The sequence below is a fragment of the Alicyclobacillus sendaiensis NBRC 100866 genome, assembly GCF_001552675.1.
Taxonomy (GTDB): domain Bacteria; phylum Bacillota; class Bacilli; order Alicyclobacillales; family Alicyclobacillaceae; genus Alicyclobacillus; species Alicyclobacillus sendaiensis.
The window spans coordinates 1-15,828 of record NZ_BCRQ01000061.1 but is presented as its reverse complement, the minus strand read 5'-3'; the positions used below and the strand labels follow the sequence as shown (position 1 = coordinate 15,828).

General features: G+C 64.4%; 16 protein-coding genes. 2 read left to right on the top strand and 14 right to left on the bottom strand.

Translation table 11 applies throughout. From position 1 onward, the window contains the following. The 4 genes from AS26_RS11355 to AS26_RS11340 all read right to left on the bottom strand — a co-directional run. A partial coding sequence (locus AS26_RS11355) for an MBL fold metallo-hydrolase (protein WP_062309602.1) occupies positions 1-928 on the bottom strand: 928 nt, incomplete at its 3' end. A 54-nt stretch (positions 929-982) separates the two neighbouring features. Continuing rightward, positions 983-2,272, bottom strand: coding sequence for an EF-P 5-aminopentanol modification-associated protein YfmH (yfmH, locus tag AS26_RS11350; protein ID WP_062309600.1), 1,290 nt, complete (start codon positions 2,270-2,272; stop codon positions 983-985). After that, the gene (gene yfmF / locus AS26_RS11345) at positions 2,269-3,564 is read right to left on the bottom strand and encodes an EF-P 5-aminopentanol modification-associated protein YfmF (RefSeq protein WP_062309598.1); all 1,296 of its coding nucleotides are present in this window, start codon (positions 3,562-3,564) and stop codon (positions 2,269-2,271) included. Before yfmF ends, yfmH begins: the two co-directional genes overlap by 4 nt. 85 nt (positions 3,565-3,649) lie before the next feature. Further along, complete coding sequence (locus AS26_RS11340; protein ID WP_062309596.1) at positions 3,650-4,948, bottom strand: MFS transporter; 1,299 nt, start codon at positions 4,946-4,948, stop codon at positions 3,650-3,652. A 123-nt stretch (positions 4,949-5,071) separates the two neighbouring features. On the opposite strand from AS26_RS11340, the gene AS26_RS11335 reads away from it, so the two are divergent. After that, positions 5,072-5,920, top strand: coding sequence for a deoxyribonuclease IV (locus tag AS26_RS11335; protein ID WP_083516078.1), 849 nt, complete (start codon positions 5,072-5,074; stop codon positions 5,918-5,920). 25 nt (positions 5,921-5,945) lie between these two features. On the opposite strand, the gene AS26_RS11330 is transcribed toward AS26_RS11335, so the two are convergent. Then, on the bottom strand, positions 5,946-6,251 hold the full coding sequence (locus AS26_RS11330) for a MazG-like family protein (protein WP_062309594.1): 306 nt from the start codon (positions 6,249-6,251) through the stop codon (positions 5,946-5,948). A gap of 27 nt (positions 6,252-6,278) precedes the next feature. Then, positions 6,279-7,208, bottom strand: a complete 930-nt coding sequence (locus AS26_RS11325) for an aminotransferase class IV (protein WP_062309592.1) — start codon at positions 7,206-7,208, stop codon at positions 6,279-6,281. A gap of 150 nt (positions 7,209-7,358) precedes the next feature. Here AS26_RS11325 and AS26_RS11320 point away from each other — a divergent pair, with 150 nt between their 5' ends. Beyond that, positions 7,359-7,703, top strand: coding sequence for a histidine triad nucleotide-binding protein (locus tag AS26_RS11320; protein WP_062309590.1), 345 nt, complete (start codon positions 7,359-7,361; stop codon positions 7,701-7,703). Here AS26_RS11320 and AS26_RS11315 read toward each other — a convergent pair. From AS26_RS11315 to AS26_RS11280, 8 genes are all read right to left on the bottom strand, one after another. Then, on the bottom strand, positions 7,700-8,155 hold the full coding sequence (locus tag AS26_RS11315; RefSeq protein WP_012810396.1) for an OsmC family protein: 456 nt from the start codon (positions 8,153-8,155) through the stop codon (positions 7,700-7,702). The genes AS26_RS11320 and AS26_RS11315 overlap by 4 nt on opposite strands. A 51-nt stretch (positions 8,156-8,206) precedes the next feature. After that, positions 8,207-8,596, bottom strand: a complete 390-nt coding sequence (locus AS26_RS11310; protein WP_062309588.1) for a cupredoxin domain-containing protein — start codon at positions 8,594-8,596, stop codon at positions 8,207-8,209. Positions 8,597-8,660: 64 nt separating this feature from the next. Then, positions 8,661-9,260 (bottom strand): phosphatase PAP2 family protein, encoded by a 600-nt coding sequence (locus AS26_RS11305; protein WP_062309585.1) that lies wholly within the window; start codon positions 9,258-9,260, stop codon positions 8,661-8,663. Further along, a complete protein-coding gene (locus AS26_RS11300; RefSeq protein ID WP_062309583.1) occupies positions 9,245-10,345 on the bottom strand; it encodes a phospholipase D-like domain-containing protein in 1,101 nt (366 codons plus the stop codon). Before AS26_RS11300 ends, AS26_RS11305 begins: the two co-directional genes overlap by 16 nt. A 112-nt stretch (positions 10,346-10,457) precedes the next feature. After that, entirely contained in the window at positions 10,458-13,577 is a 3,120-nt protein-coding gene (locus tag AS26_RS11295) for a DNA polymerase III subunit alpha (protein ID WP_062309581.1), read from the bottom strand. Between the two features lie 13 nt (positions 13,578-13,590). After that, complete coding sequence (locus AS26_RS11290; protein ID WP_062309578.1) at positions 13,591-13,833, bottom strand: DUF6504 family protein; 243 nt, start codon at positions 13,831-13,833, stop codon at positions 13,591-13,593. Then, a complete protein-coding gene (locus tag AS26_RS11285; protein ID WP_062309575.1) occupies positions 13,830-15,038 on the bottom strand; it encodes a Y-family DNA polymerase in 1,209 nt (402 codons plus the stop codon). Before AS26_RS11285 ends, AS26_RS11290 begins: the two co-directional genes overlap by 4 nt. A 100-nt stretch (positions 15,039-15,138) precedes the next feature. Continuing rightward, positions 15,139-15,816 (bottom strand): hypothetical protein, encoded by a 678-nt coding sequence (locus tag AS26_RS11280; RefSeq protein WP_062309573.1) that lies wholly within the window; start codon positions 15,814-15,816, stop codon positions 15,139-15,141. Positions 15,817-15,828: the final 12 nt, after the last annotated feature.

Genomic DNA, 15,828 nt, shown 5'->3' with positions numbered 1-15,828 from the left:
CCTTCGATTTGTCGATAGATTTCGGTGACTTCACGTAATACACCTCTCCGTGCTTCATGGGCCAAACCCTGTCGCCGTCGGCCACGGCGAGGAGGCGCTGAAGCGGCTCGTCCACCGGCTCGCGCGACAGCACAAACGTGTCATAGTGAATGGGAACAAAGACCTGAGCGCCCGTCTCAAGAAACATCTCCCAAGCCTGTTCGGGCGTGCAGTGCGCGTTCTCAAACGGCGCAGGCGCATACGCACCGATGGGCATGCATGCAATCTGCGGCTCGAACGGCCTGACCGCGCTGAGATCTGTCGCCGCCGTGTCGCCAGCAAAAAACACCGACCAAGGCCCCCGCCTGACGACATAGCCCTGGTAGCCCATGTTTCGGTTCCACGGGTACCTGCTGCCCCAGTGCCGGACCTCGATGCCCGCGACCTCCGTCCCGTCCTCCAGTCGGATGGACTCGCCCGGCCCCATCTCGTACACCGCCTTCGGACGGTGCCACCGGGCGAGGTAGCCCGTGCCTCGCGGCGTCACGACCACGGTCTCCCGGGTCACCACGCGCCGAAGGCTCGCGTGATCGAGGTGGTCCATATGCGCATGCGACAGCAGGACGAGATCGACGGGCCCGCACGCGTCAGGCGAGATGGGGCACTCGACGTGGCGCCTCGGGCCGAAGGTCCAGCCGAACACCCGCACCCCGACGCGGGGAAACAGGACCGGATCCGTCAGGATGCGGACGCCATCCAACTGCATCAGCAGCGTCGAGTGCCCCAGCCAGGACAGGTAAAGCCCCTCCTCGCCCCACGTCTCTGGCTTGGGGCAGTGCTCCGGCTTTCGCCTCTTGGGCCGCGGCCAGTCTTGGGTCATGCGGCGATACAGCGCGTACAACACCAAGGCCAGCGCGGCCACAACCACGACGATGGCCAATACGAACATCAAGGTCCGACTCCTTCTACGCCACAAGGACACACGCCTCATCCTCTTCGCCGCTCAGGACGGCACGACCGCGCTCACCACCATGTTGTCCTCGCGCAGATGTTCCTGTAAGCGTGCGTTGGCGCGTTCGAGCGTCATGGATTGGAGCACGGCAATCACCTGAGCCCACGCGAACGCGCCTTGGCCCCGGAGGAAATACGTCACCCAGCTGCGGACGAGGTAGGCGTTCTGATCGAAACTCATCAGCACCCGGCCGAGGGTCTTTTTGCGCGCGCGTTCAAACGCCTCCTCGTCGATTCCGCCTTCGCGCACCCGCGCGACATGGGCCTGGATCCGCTCGGCCAACACGTCTGGATGTGGGGTTTTGCCACCCACCACGGTATACCCGAACGTGTTGGTCAGCTCGTAGCCTGCCGAAAAGCCCTTGTCGATGAGCCCTTCGTCGAGCAGATCTTGGTAGAACGCCGACGTCGGGCCAAACAGCGCGTCGAGCAGCATCGTCATCACCGTGTCCTGTTCGATCAAATTCGACCCCGAGGCCCCGTTCGCCTCCTTCCAGCCCACGAGAAGGCGAGGTTCGCGCACCGGAAATGGAAGCCAGTGGCGGGATCGCGCGGGCGTCGGCGGCTCGTCGGGGTACAGCCGCTCGATGGCAGGCGGTTTCCCGAAGGATTTCCGCGCCTGATTCTCCTCGATGACGTGGGCGATCTCGTCTGCGTCAAACCCGCCGGCGAGGACGAGGACCATGTTCGACGGGTGGTAAAAGGTGTTGTAGCAAAGGAGAAGCTGCTCCTTGGTGATGGCGCGGACCGAATCGACGGTGCCTGCGATGTCGATGCGCACAGGATGCTCGTGATACATGGACTTGAGAAGCTCCATGTAGACCTTGCGATCCGGCTGATCGTTCACCATGTGGATCTCCTGCGCGATGATGCCCTTTTCCTTCTCCACGTTTTCGTCCGTCAGGTGGATGGACTGGACGAAATCGAGCAGCGTTCGGACGTGCCTGGCGATTTCCCCTGTGCCGGAGAAGTAGTAGGCCGTGTGGTCGAAGGTCGTGTAGGCGTCGACCGACGCCCCGTGGGCCGCAAAGCGCGCAAACACGTCCATCTCGGGATCTTCGAACATCTTGTGCTCCAAAAAGTGGGCAATGCCGTCCGGCATCTCGTGCAGCTGGCCATCGGTGCGAAAGGCGCGATCGACCGAACCGTATCGCGTCGCGAACATGCCGTACGTCTGGTGAAGCGCCGGGCGGGGCATCAGGGTGACCACGAGCCCGTTTTCGAGTGTCCACGTGCGCGTGTCAAAAGGCAGCTCAAGGGCCACGTGCCGATGGTCGCTCATGCGCGGCTCCCCCTTCCCTCGAGGACATACAGGCACACGGGGCGGAGAGACCGTGCCACTTCCGCCGCTTCCTCGGGGCGCACCCGTTCAAGCGCCGCTATCATCTCTTGGAGGGTGCGCACGCGGCCAGCCACGACGCCGTGATGATGCCAGGCGATGAGCATGGCCGGTTGATCCAGCATCTGCTGGTACTGATTGCAGAGCGAGGCACGCGTCTCCTGCCATTCACTCACGTCCATTTCCCCGCGCCGAAGCGCCTCGAGCTCTGCTTCCGCGATTTGACGGACCTCGTCTCGCTTGTCGGCCGAAATGCCCGCGTACACCGTGACCAGGCCCGTCGCCGCGTCGACGAAAGACCACACGCTGTAGGCGAGCGACCTGCGTTCGCGGATGCTCATGAACAGCTTGGAATGCGCAAATCCACCGAGCACGCCGTTCATCATCACGAGCGCAGGATACGCCTCGTCGCCGAACCCCACCCCGGAGGCAAAGGCGAGATCGAACTGCGTCTGCTGCGCCTCCTCGGCCTCCGTCACTTGTTCGAAGTCGCGCACGGTGGCAGGCTGCACGACGTCGCTCGCGACCGCGTCCTCGCGCCTCGCCCGGTCCCTCGGCAGCGCGTCCGCCAGCCGATCCGCCACGCGCTCGGCCAACCCGGCCATGTCGCGGAACTGGCCGACCATGTACGCGTGCACCTCGGCCTGCGCCAGCACCTCTCGATGCACCTCGTACAGCCGATCCGGCAAAATGGCCTGCACATCTTCTTCAAAACCGAGCCGCGGCAGCGCCGCCGGCGTGCCACGGCAGGCGATCTCATGGCAACGCTGCAGCGCGTACGCCGCTTTGGCATCCCGGACCGCGCGGATCCGCCTGACGTGCAAGGCTTTCTCGCGCTCGACAGCGGCCTCCGCAAAGCCGCCCGCGCCGAGCGCGTGATCGAACGCGAGGGAGAGGACGAGATCGAGCGCCCGCTCGACGAGCGCCGCCTCGTCCTCGCCCGGCACATCGGGCACGCTCGCCCCCACCTCCAAGATGTGAGAACCGCCGCGTTTGCTGACGGACGCGCGGAGGTAGGTCCCGTAGAGATGATCGGTCGCGAGCGCAATCTGGCGATAGGTGGGCAGGCTTCGCGTGCCGTTCATCCACACCGCGGGGAGCATGGCGACCTCGGTGACGTGCTCGCGCGCCATGCGCAGATGAAACCTGAGCGATAGTTCCTTCGTCCGAAACGCAGGGTGCGGCAGCGCGTGCACCTGGCACCGGCCCGCGTCCAGGGTTTGAAAGGATTCCACGCGATCACTCCTTCGCACTCCATAACCCCATTATAATCGCTTCCGACGCGCTGGCGACCATTGGCAGATGAAGAGGCGCGATGCGTCAGGGCGTCGGCCGCGCTCGCCGCTTCGCCGAGGTGTGGCTCTCCTCGTTGTCGCCGAGCCGAAAGCGCTGATGGCGCGATCGCGGCCCGAAAATGCGCGTCTCCAGCGGGCGGACGAGCCCCACCGCCACGAGCGGCATGAAACCTAGGGCGAACGCGAGCCAGCCGAACCCTCCCACGTGGCGCGTTGTCTCCCAGGATGCCACGGCGAAATACGCGAGCACGCCTACGATGCGCCCGGCGTTCTCCAGCCACTCCCTGACGACGATGTGCGTGATGGACGGCACGTCGTCGTCCGCGAGGGTGTGCATGGCGTCAAACACGTAGCCCTGAAGCGGCACCAGAAACAGCGGAAACGCAGCCGAAGCCAGAACGCCATAGACGATGAGCGCCCCTGTGGTGATGGGCCAAAGAAACGCGACGCTGGCGCCGAGGATGCCGAGCGCCCCCACGAGGAACAGTCGCCAGCGAAAGCGCCCTGACCAGCGCCCGGCCGCATAAAACGCCAGAAACGAGAGGGCGCCCTGCAGCAGGAGGAACTCGCCCAATTTCATTTCGCTTCCCGTGACGACGTAAAACAACAGGCCGATCAGGAACATGAAGACGCCTTCCCGCACGCCGTAGGCGGCCGAACCGAGGACGACCCGCCGCCAGGGCTCCTTCGCGAGGGCCCGAAATCCGCGTCGGAGTCGCAGCGCGCTCAGGCGCGCACTCTTCAGGCGCAAGCTCACGAGCGTGGCGACGACAAACAGGGCAAACGAGATGCCGAAGACGACGTGGTAGCCCGTCAAGCCCCCGAAGTAGGCGTCCTCCCGGCTGATGAGCGCGCCCGCGACAGGAGGCGCGATGACGTTTGCGACAGAGGTGAACACGCCGAAGAGGCCAAAGAACGGCTCGTGCCCCTCTCGGTCCGTGTATTCGATGCTCAGCACGTCAAACGCAAGCCAGTAGAAGCCCTCCGCCAGCCCGGTGAGCGCGCCGAGAAGTTCCGGCATGTGCGCCGCTTCCTCGCCCACCATGAGCGCGACGGCGAAAAAGAGGGCGTAGAGCCCGATGCCAATGCGCAGGGACAAAGCTGTCGACGTGCGCCGCGCGACGGCTGCCGCCAGGACAAAGGTCACGGGGAGCGTGGCGAAGATGAGCAGATGGTACCAGGCGATGGCCGAGAAGGACCGGTCGACTTTGAAGAGAAAAATGCTGACGAACGTGTTGGACAGACTGATGGAAAGTTGAAACAGCGCGCCGACGATGAGAAGCCACCAGGCCAAGGCCGGCAAGCGAAACGGCTTTGCGTGCATGGCCATCCTCCTCGCTGCCAGCCTAGTATGTCGCATCCGGGGCAAGGTATGTACGGAGGCGTTCGTGAAAGCCACAGGGCCGTGTGTTACGATAGGTCGAGAGGATAGGACGGGGTGATGGTATTGGGCGAAGAAGCTCGTTACGAGGGCATCCTGCTCGGCGCGAACGTCTCCGTCGCGGGGACGGGGCTCCTGGCGGCCGTGGAGGAGACCATCTCGTATGGCGCCAACACGTTTATGATTTACACCCGCAGCAATCGGGGCGGCAAGGCGCGTCCCATCGAGACGTTCCACCGCGACGAGGGCCTTCGTTTGATGGAGGAACACGGCATTCACGATCCCGTCGTGCATCTGTCGTATCTCGTCAACCTGGCGAGCCCGAAGCCGCAAACGCGGCAATACGGCATGGATGTGTTGCGCGAGGAAATCGAGCGAGTCGAGTATCTCGGCTTCCGCTACATCGTCATGCACCCCGGGTCTCACGTCGGCGAGGGGGCATCATTCGCCATCCAGCAAATTGCCGACGCGCTGAACGAGATCCTCACGGGAGACGAGTCGCTTTGGCTGTGTCTCGAGACCATGGCGGGGGACGGATCGAAAGTCGGCAACAGCCTCGAGGAAATCGCCGACATCATCAGCCGCGTGAAGCACGAAGAGCGGCTCGGCGTGTGTATCGACACGTGTCACAACTACAGCTACGGTTACGACGTCGTCAACGACTTCGACGGCTTCCTGGCCGAGTTCGATCGCGTCCTCGGGCTGGATCGCCTGAAGGTGGTCCACATCAACGACTCCAAGCATCCGTTCGGCTCGCGCAAAGACCGACACGCCAACGTGGGCGAGGGAACCCTTGGCCTCGAGGCACTCAAGCGCATCGTGCACCACCCGGCGCTCAAGGGCATCCCGCAGATCCTCGAGACGCCGGAGGGCAAATACAAAGAAGAGATAGACTTGCTGCTCGAGCGCGCGTAAGCGCGCGCCCCGCCGCAGGGCCGGCTCACAGGTAGCCCTTGCGGCGGAGCTTCTCGATGTGGCGCTCGACCTCTCGCTCGATGTCGATGCCGTACAGGTCTTCGATGACAAACATCATCGACGTCGCGGTCTGCGCGACATCGAGGAGTTCGGTCACAATGGCGCGGACGACGTCCTCGTCTGGCATGCGCGTCTCTTCACCGGAAAGGCCGCGGAACTTGCCGATGGCTTGCGCCAATTCTCCCACTTCTTCGGTGATCTTGAGCATCGTCGACTCGAGCGTTGGCGTGAGCCGCTCGAGTTTGGGCAGAGACAGCGTCTTTCGCTGCAACCTTCCACGCTCCTTCGCGGCGCCGAATCACGCGATGGCGCCTGTCCATTCGCGCACCCGTTCGACAAACGCGGCCCGAAGCCTCTCGACAAGCGCAAGGTCGCGCGCCGTCCACACCTCGCGAACTTGTTCCGGCGCCACGTGTCGGGCCGGAGGGCGTTCGGCCGACAGGGACGTGCATGGAATGTCCGGGTGTTCCACCACGGACGCGATGGGGTACACCTCGCTCATCGTCCCGGTCAGGAAGATGGCGTCCGCCTCGGGCAGGCGCTCGCGCGGAAGCTTCTCTTCGCGGACCGGAATGCCGAGATCGCGCGCCAACTCGAGCACGAACCGGCGCGTGATGCCAGCCAGAATATACCGGTCTGCGGGCGCCGTGACGAGCTCGCCGTTCACGGCGAACCACACATTAGAGCTCGCCGCTTCGATCATGCAGCCGTCCCGCACGAGGAGCGCTTCGTCCGCGCCGGCGTCATGCGCCGTTTGCTTAGCGATCACATTGGGCAAGAGATTGAGCGACTTGATCCACGGGTTCAACCACCGCTCGTCCGGGAGCAGAAGCAGTCGGCCGGGCTTTGCCTCGGAGGCGCCGGGTTTCACGGGCCGAACCGTCGCGGAAACATTCGCTTCGACCGAAGGTTCGGGAAACAGGTGGTTGCGCACGGCCGACCCTCGGGTTACCTGCAGGTAGATGGCCGCCTCGGCTTCCCCGCTTCGCTCGAGGAGCGAAACAATCAAGTCCTTGCACCCGGCCGGGTCAAACGGCGGCCGGATGCGAAGCGCGTCCATGCTCTGAAACAGCCGTTCCACGTGCCAGTCGAGCAAAAACGGCCGCCCACCGTAAGCCCGAATGACCTCGTACACGCCATCGCCGAATTGGTGGCCGCGCTCGTCGAGCGGCACGCACGCCTCGGCCGGATCGACGAACCGTCCGTTGAAGTACCCGATCACTGCCATCTGGCATCCCTCTTTTCTCGTACGCGTGGCAAGGGAGGCCGGCTCGCAGCCCTTTCGTTCCAGCCCACTCGTTTCGCGCGATGGGTCCCTTGAGCACGCGTTCGCGCTCCATTGTATAATCGTCATGAGGCCCAACGAGGAGGGAACGATGTGAGCTCATGCCTCTTTTGTCAATTGGTAGCCGGCGAGATCCCCGCCAACAAAGTGTATGAGGACGATCACGTCCTCGCCTTTCACGACATTCGCCCGCAGGCCCCTGTGCACATCCTCGTCATTCCGAAGCGCCATATCGAGTCGGCGCAGGCAGTGAAACCGGAAGACCGAGAGACACTGGGCTATCTCCACAGCGTCATTCCGATGATCGCCGAGGACGCAGGGGTCGCGCAGGACGGATATCGCCTTGTTGCCAACATCGGCCGTCACGGCCAACAGACGGTCCCCCACCTGCACTACCACCTGTTAGGCGGGCGACAGCTCGGATGGCCGCCAGGTTAATCTGGCTGGCCGTCCACCACCACGTCGAGCGGCGGCACCTCCTGGCCGTTGAGCACGAGGTGCGGGATCACCTCGGCCTTTAAGGAGCCTATCGCCGAGCAGTACTTCTGTTCACTGAGGCGAATGGCTCGCCAAGCCTTGGCCGGAGGGACGTCGCCCGTCATGTGGTACGTCAGATGGATGCGCGTGAAGGCCTGCGGGTACGCCTCGCGCCGCTCGCCCACGGCTTCAATCTCGAGGCCCTGCAGAGGAACCCGCATCTTTTCCATGATCATCGCGATGTCAATGCCGGTGCACCCGACGACGCCCATCAGCAGGAGTTCCATGGGGCGGTTGCCTTGTCCCGTTCCTCCATCTTCCTTTTTGGCATCCATGTAAATGGTGTTGCCGGATGGCCCGTCAGCCTGGAAATGGCGCTGCCCGAGCCACTTACCCACCACTTTCATCTCCATGCTCTCGCCCCCTTCCCGCCTATTGTAGCGCCGATTTGGCCCGGCGTCACGTCAGCTCTCCGTCCCAGACTGCGACGCCACTTTCATCGTCCCCTGCATCCCGGCCTCAGGAATCCCGTCTCGATCCGAATAGTAGCGGAACTTTCCCGTCTTATCCGGCACGAACGAAACCCTGACCGTTTCTCCCGGCTGCAAGTTCTGAGTAAAAACGTAAAAGTCGGGCACGACGAAGTTGTGGATTTGCGTGCCGGCGTTGCGCACGACAATGTCGACCGTGATCCCCTGCGTGACGTCGATTTCGCGCGGCTCGATGCCGCCATCCCGCAGCGTCACCTGGATCGGGCGGGCTGACGCGACGGAGCACATGGCCTGGAGGAGGACGGTCGCCGCGAGCGATGCGAGGGCCACGGTCACAGCGCGAGCGGGTCGGTTCATCCGCATACCAGACTCCCTCCACCCTTCGATGTTCAAGGGTTAGTCTGCAACACAGAAGGAATTTTATTCCTCATAGTCCTTTCGAAGCCAAGCCCGCCATCGCGTGCGGCAACGATTCGCGATAAGCCCATTGGAGGGAACTGCACGCGTACCCCACCACTGCTCCGCTCGCTGCGCCAGCCAACACGTCGCTCGGATAGTGCAACCCACAGTAGATGCGCGCCACCGCCAACCAAATGGCAAGCGCGAGCAGAACATAGGCGACGTCGCCGAGATGCCACCCGCCGACCGCCAGGGCAAAGCCGCCCGCCGCGTGGTTGCTTGGAAACGAGTCGCCCGGCTCGTGGGCAACGAGCGCTTGCATGGGTTCCACTTCAAAGGGACGTGGCCGTCGCGCCGCACGGCTGATGGGTTCGTGTGCCGCGCGGACGATCACGGCCGCGCCCACGCTCGCGGCGGCAGCCCAAACCGGCGCGGAAGAACGGGCTGGCTCCGCCCAACCCGATGCGGCGATGGCGATGAGCGCAAGCATCGCGAAAGGTGTGTAAAGGGCCGCGGCCATCATGGCCGCGTCGAAAGCAGGCGAGCGCCCCCAGTGCCCTTCGCACCAGCGCAGGATGCGCCAATCGGCGCGCTCGATGAGCGACCAGATCTTCAGGACTCGTCCCATGATGCCACCTTTTCGTGAATGGGATAGGAGCTCCCGCGCGCGATCTGATGATGCAGATCCGATTCGAAAGCCTCGGCGAATGCCGGGACGCGCACGAACTCCACGTCCGCCTCGTGATTGTACGTGAACGCCTGATGCGTGAAGTTGGCGCTCCCGATGAGGAAGAGGGCGCCGTGATCGACGTCCAAAATCTTGGCGTGCAGCAATTCGCCCCCGTAGGGACGGTAATATCGTACCAAAGCGCCCGCTTGCCGCAACGCCTGCACGGCGGTGCGGTTGCGAGACTGAGACGGATCCACCAGGATGTTCACCGACACGCCTCGTTCGACGGCCCACCGTAGCGCGTTCACCACGTCGTCATCCGTCAGATTGAAGGCCTCCATGTCGATCTCGCGCGTCGCGCTTCGAATCGCGCGGAGCACCAAAGGGCCGATGTCCCGATCCGAGACGAGTGGCGCGCGGTCCTGCGGCGCTTCGGCCGCCTCGCCGTGAGCTCGCGCCGCGTCCCACAGAAACATTGGGAGAAAAGTGCTGGCGAGGCCGGGCAAGAAGACCGAAGCGTCGTGATTGGCCCAGCTGTCGGCGCCGAAATTCATCCCGCCGATCAGGACGTCGCGGTCGGCGATGATCATCTTGACGTGATCGATCCCCTGCTTGATGCGAATCGGTGTGACGTCCATGCCGGCTTTCTCGAGCGCGGGCAGCGCAACGCCCATCGAGTGCCTCTCGGTGGCGTCAAGCACCACGCGCACCTCGACGCCGCGGCGGCTCGCCGCGAGCAGCGCGCGCAGCACATCCGCATCCGAACACTCGTAGATGTCCACGTACAGCCGATGGCGGGCTGCACGGATCATCGAAAGAGCCTGCCGTTTGATGTCGCCGCTCCAGAGAAGCTCCCGCCCATCCGCGAGCGTCACAGGGGCCGGCGTTCTCTCGCCCTGCCCGGTCGGGTTGGGCCAAAGTCCACATCCCGCAACAGCCGCGGCGATGAGGGATGCGAGCGCAAACGTGCGCCATCGACACGGGAGGCGGCAGAACCATCGGCGAATGGAGCCATGTGCGGCAAAGCGAGCGCGTGGAAGCAAGAGGTTCACCTCGCGTTGGAGAATTCACGGGTTCCATTCGCCGCGCGCCCTCCGCTTCCTGTTTTCAATGGTATCAGTTTCAAGATCGTAAGCCCGAGTCCTCCACCGCTTTTCAACCGGATGCGAGCGTCCAGATGTGCTCGACGCGGATCTGCCCCTTGAGTCCCCCGCGCCGCTCCATCACGCCCGACAGGCCAATCAATCTCCCGAACGGCGTGAACAGCACGGCCCCTTCACGGCGATAGACGGTCTCAAACATCACGGCATCCGCAATCCCCGTCTCGTCCTCCAACGTGAAGAACACGACCGTCTTGCCGCTTTTCGTCGGAGGCCGGTGCGGACGGATCGAAAGCCCAGCCACCATGACCCGCGCGCCCTCCGGCTTCTCTCCCGCCTCGGCCAGCGTGCAATACCCCTCACTTCGAAGGGCCTCTCGATACAGCGACAGCCAGTGTCCGCTCACGCCGATGCCAAGCACCGAATACTCGTCGGCGATTCGCTCGGCCAAGCTCATGGGCGGCACGCTTTTTGAGAGACCCACCGCTCCCTCCGCCGGGTCCGGCGCGGCCGGGTTGTCAAAGAGCGCCAGATTTCGCTCCTTGCGAAGCGCAAGCAACCTCGGAAGCTGCCACAGGAGCTCTCGGCGATCCCGGGATTCGACCTGGTCGAACGCGCCCGCGCGGATCAGGCGCTCGAAGTGAAGCGCGTCTGCCTGGGGCAGGCGCATCACCGCATCCGCAAGGCTTCGGAAAGGCCCAAAGGTCTGCCGTTCTTCCACGAGGGCGCGCGCCACGCGCTCCGAGAAGGAGCGGATGAGCCGAAATCCGAGGCGAATGGCGCCTGGCTCGGGAACGTCCGCGTCCCAGTCGCTCTCCTGAATGTCGACCGGCAAAATCCGAACGCCGCGCCGCCGAGCTTCTGCGCAGATTACGTGCGCCGGATAATACCCCATGGGCAATTGATTCAACACCGCCGCGAAGAAACTCGCCGGATGATGTTCGATGAGGTACGCCGTCTTGTAGGCCGTGGTGGCAAATGCCGCCGCGTGCGCCTCGCAAAATCCGTAACTCGCGTAGCCGCGGACGTAGGAAAAGAGCGTCTGCGCGGTCTCGAGCGGCACGCCCTGGCGCACGGCCTTCTGAACGAATCGCTCGCCGATTTGCTCCATTTCGGCGCGGCTGCGCGCATGGCTCATCACGCGGCGGAGTTCGTCCGCCTCGCCCGGCGTAAACCCCGCGATGGCGGTGGCAATCTCAATCACCTGTTCCTGAAACAACACCACGCCGTAGGTCTTGCCGAGGATGGGTTCCAGTTTGGGATGAAGATAGCTCACGGGCTCCAGCCCGCGCCGGCGAGCCAAGAACGGATCGACCATATTGCCCTGAATGGGCCCGGGGCGGATGAGCGCCACGCTCGCCACCAGATCCTCGAGGGATTCCGCGCCAAGCCGAACCTGTAGCGCCCGCTGCGCAGGACTCTCCAACTGAAAGACGCCGATGGTGTCCCCGCGGCGAATGGAGGCAAACGTGGCCTCGTCGTCCATGGGGATGCGATCGTAATCGACCGCGCGCGCCGTTCCGAGGCGGAGCGCCCCTTCCACAGCCGCCAGAGTGCGAAGGGACAGGAGGTCGAGCTTGACGAGGCCCACGTCCTCCAGAAGCCGCTTGTCGTACGGCGTGATGAGCCATCCCGAGGCCGATGGCTGCAAGCTGGTGACCTTCATCAGCGGCTCCCCGCTGATGACGATGCCGCCGGTGTGCGTGCCGAAGTGGCGGGGGAATCCCGCAATCTGGCGCGAGATGGCCAGCATCCAACGAAACGCGCGCCGATAAGGCTGAAAATCTCGCAGTTCGGGCACCCGCTCCAACGCCTCTTCGATCTCGTCAGCGTGCGTGGACCACGGGATCCGCTTGGCGAGCCTGTCCAGAAGTTCGTCGGGAATCCCGAACACGCGCCCCACCTCGCGCACGGCGGATCTCGCGCGAAACGTCTGATACGTCGCCACTCGCGCCACTCGATCGCGCCCGTAGCGCCGGTACACGTAGTCGATGACCTCGTCCCGGCGATCACTCGCGAAGTCGATGTCGATGTCCGGCCGCTCCGCGCGCTCGCGCGAGAGAAACCGCTCAAAGAGCAGGTGGCGGTTCAGCGCGTCCACATCCGTCAGATAGAGGCAGTACGCGACCACGGAGTCGGCCGCAGAGCCGCGGCCCGCGCAACGGATGCCGCGAGATCTGGCGTATCGAACGATGTCCCAGACGACGAGGAAGTAATCGGCGTAGCCGAGATCGCGAATGATGGCAAGCTCGTGCTCCAAGCGCATTTGAAGTTCGAGACTCACCCTTCCGTATCGCTCCCGCGCCCCCTGCCACACGAGTTGCTCAAGAAGTTCCACGCCGCCCCGCCCCGACCCATCTCGGTATTCGGGAAACAGCGCCCCATCCGCGGGAAACACGGGTGCACACCGCTCGGCGATCTCGGCCGTCCGCGCCATGGCTCGCGGATCTCGCGCGAACCTGCGCCTCGCTTCAGCCTCGTCGTGCAGGTACCCCAGGCGGTTCAGCGGTCGCTCGGGGTGGGGCGTTTGCAAATCACACCCTACCCGGATGCAGGTGAGCACATCGTGCACTGCGACCTCCTCCGGGCTGGCGGCGCGAACCTCGGTCGCCGCGACGGCGGGCACGCCGGTCGCCTCGGCGAGATCGAGCAAATCTCGCATGCGCCGCGCGCAGCCGGGGAGCCCGTCAAACGTCCACTCGAGGTAAAACCGATCCCCAAACACATCCCGGTATCGCTCCGCAAACCGGCGCGCCTCACCGTACGCGCGCCGCGCCAGGGCGCGCTGGACGAATCCCCGCAGCCCGCCGGACAAGACGAGAAGCCCTTCACTCCGCTCGAACAAATCCGCCTCCCGCAGCCTGGGATCCGCGCGATCTCGAGCGTCCACGTGCATGCGCGTGAGCAGCTCGCATAGATGGCGAAACCCCGCCGCATGTTCCGCCAGGACCACAAGCTGCGAGCCGTCCTCCAGGATGAGTTCCGCGCCCGCAATGGGCTTCACGCCGTACGCGGCGGCCAGCCGATGAAATTCAGGCTGACCGGCGATGGTATTGCGATCCGTCAAGGCCAACGCAGGCATGCCCTGCGCGGCTGCCTGCGCGACCAGCGACTCGATGCTCGAGGCCCCGTCGAGAAACGAATAGGGGGAATGACAGTGAAGATGGACAAACATCGCGCTTTCCGCCTCAATCCCAAATGCGATACACGCGCCAGACGCCTTCCTCGCACTCCAAATCCATGCACGCGCCGTCCTCCGTCCACACGCGCACCATCCGCCGATCCCGCCCCGCGTTCCACCAGTCGCCCATCTCCCACCATTCATCGAGAATCCACCGAACCTGGTGCCTCCGGCCTTCGTATCGGAACGAGAGCGGGAGATCCGCCCTCCATTCGAGGACGGCCAAGGGCCTGCGCACCAAGCGGCTCAACGGGCCATCTCAGCGAGAAAGAGCGCCAGGCGGCGTTCGCGAAAATCTGCCGCCATCCCCCGCTGCAACTTTGGCCACCTCGCCATCCACTCATCCCACGCGTTCGACCGCTCGAGCCGGCTCGCCGAATCGCGCGCCGCAAGCCCGCCGAGCACATTCCCGGGTTCCAACAGGCCCGTCTGCACGGGGCGAAGCTGCGCCACCTCGGTCGCGCACAATTCGACGCCCCAAATCCGATGCGCCTGATGGACCTCCTCCGGCCACGCCATCTGGGCCCACAGCGCATCCGGCCGAGGGGTCGGCTTTGCAATGCGCTTTTCCCAGCGAATCTCACGCGTTTCGGTCCACAAGGCGATGGACAGAGTTTGAACGGCCAGTCCAAATCGAACGAGATGGCCACAAAGCGTTTCCACGCACAGGCGCGCCTGCATCTTCGCCTGTTCCAGAGGCACGCCTTCCGCGTCTCCGCGCCATGAGGCGCTCCACGACTCCGGCGGCCGATCCGCCCGAAGTGTCGCTTTTTCCACGCTTTTCATCCGCCAAAACCGCGCCTGCTCTCCAAACCGGGCTCGCAAAATATCTTCTGGGATCTCATCCAGATCTTTTAGACGGTAGACACCCAGGGAGAAGAGCTCTGCCTTGGCATCGTCGGGGATCCACCACGACGCCGCGATGGGCGCGTGCATCCAGATGGCTTCAGCGCCTCTGTTCAGCAAATCCGGCGCCAACGCCAGCGGCTCGGTCCCCAATTTTCGGTACAGCGCCCCCGGCACCCGCTCCTGTCGGGTCCACGCGAGGAGCATACGAGCCTGCCACGGCGTCTTGGCCAGCGCGAACACCACGCGCTGTTCCTCCGTCAATCCCCGGCGAATGTCGCGCGCCATCTGCTTGAGTTCGGCAAGGGGGACCCGCGGCCCGGATAGCTCGACCCAAAAACACCGCTTTTCCGGATGCGTTTCCACCCAAGGCGTATGCGACCACAGCACTTGGCGCAAATGCCTCCAGGATGGCGATTCACATGGCGCAGGCCCGACATGACAGCCCGGGACGAGGGCCAGCGCTTCCCGCACCGGCATTCCCAGCCGCACTCCCGCCCGCCGAGCGGTGCGAGAGGCATCGATGACGCTGCCCTTTTCCGCGACCAAAAACGGGCCACGGCCTTCGCCCAGCAACCCTTCGCATTCGCCGTACAGACTGTACCGCATCCGCTTCACCACCGAACAAATGTTCTATGCCCTATTATAGGCTCGCGCGCGCAAAATGCAAACATATGTTCGCATCTGGACCAAAAAGAAAGGGCCCGCCTCACGGGCGAACCCCGAGATTTGTGATGGGGCGCATCTTCCCGAGCGGGCGAACCTCCACATCTCGGCACCACACTTCGGGATTCCACGCCCCAAGCGCCCCGCTCGCCTCCCCAAGGTCTCCGCGCCTCGACGCACCCGTTGCACCTGCGATCGCGGCCGTCTCCTCCTGGGCGAGATCGAGCAACGGCTCCACATCTATCCCGACCATTCGAAAGGCCGCAAGCGGGCTTCGCTCCGCCTCCCCAATCAACACAAGGAGCACCGCCAAGACGTGCGGGCACAAGGGATCCGTCTCCTCGCACGTGCAGGTGGACAGCGCCCGCAACCGAGCCAGCGTCTCTCGGGTCGGCACCACCTCTACCTGATGCGCGCCCAGAAAGTCCAAGAACGACTTGTCCCACTCCCCCGCGTGATGGGCCGCGAGCCAATCGGGGCGCATCGCGAGCCAGCGCGCCACATCGCGCGCGTGGGGCGCGTAATCCGCCAGCTTGGGCAACCACACGTCGAAGGCGCGCCGCGTGCCGCTCCGCTCGACCACCGCTTTCCACCCGTTCCCGTCCCACGCTTTCCAGCGCACCGCGCCGGACGTCACCAGGCGCGTGGCGGCGCGCAGGTGAGTCGGCGCCGCCTCGGAAAGCACGGGCTCCCACCGCGACGCGTAAGGGCCCCGCTTCACGGCTCATCCTCC

What these genes read in the sequence shown, in the direction of transcription:
- yfmH (WP_062309600.1), bottom strand. Translation starts at nt 2,272, where the DNA reads ATGAGCGACCATCGGCACGTGGCCCTTGAGCTGCCTTTTGACACGCGC.
- AS26_RS11340 (WP_062309596.1), bottom strand. Translation starts at nt 4,948, where the DNA reads ATGCACGCAAAGCCGTTTCGCTTGCCGGCCTTGGCCTGGTGGCTTCTC.
- AS26_RS11325 (WP_062309592.1), bottom strand. Translation starts at nt 7,208, where the DNA reads ATGGCAGTGATCGGGTACTTCAACGGACGGTTCGTCGATCCGGCCGAG.
- AS26_RS11315 (WP_012810396.1), bottom strand. Translation starts at nt 8,155, where the DNA reads ATGGAGATGAAAGTGGTGGGTAAGTGGCTCGGGCAGCGCCATTTCCAG.
- AS26_RS11310 (WP_062309588.1), bottom strand. Translation starts at nt 8,596, where the DNA reads ATGCGGATGAACCGACCCGCTCGCGCTGTGACCGTGGCCCTCGCATCG.
- AS26_RS11305 (WP_062309585.1), bottom strand. Translation starts at nt 9,260, where the DNA reads ATGGGACGAGTCCTGAAGATCTGGTCGCTCATCGAGCGCGCCGATTGG.
- AS26_RS11295 (WP_062309581.1), bottom strand. Translation starts at nt 13,577, where the DNA reads ATGTTTGTCCATCTTCACTGTCATTCCCCCTATTCGTTTCTCGACGGG.
- AS26_RS11285 (WP_062309575.1), bottom strand. Translation starts at nt 15,038, where the DNA reads ATGCGGTACAGTCTGTACGGCGAATGCGAAGGGTTGCTGGGCGAAGGC.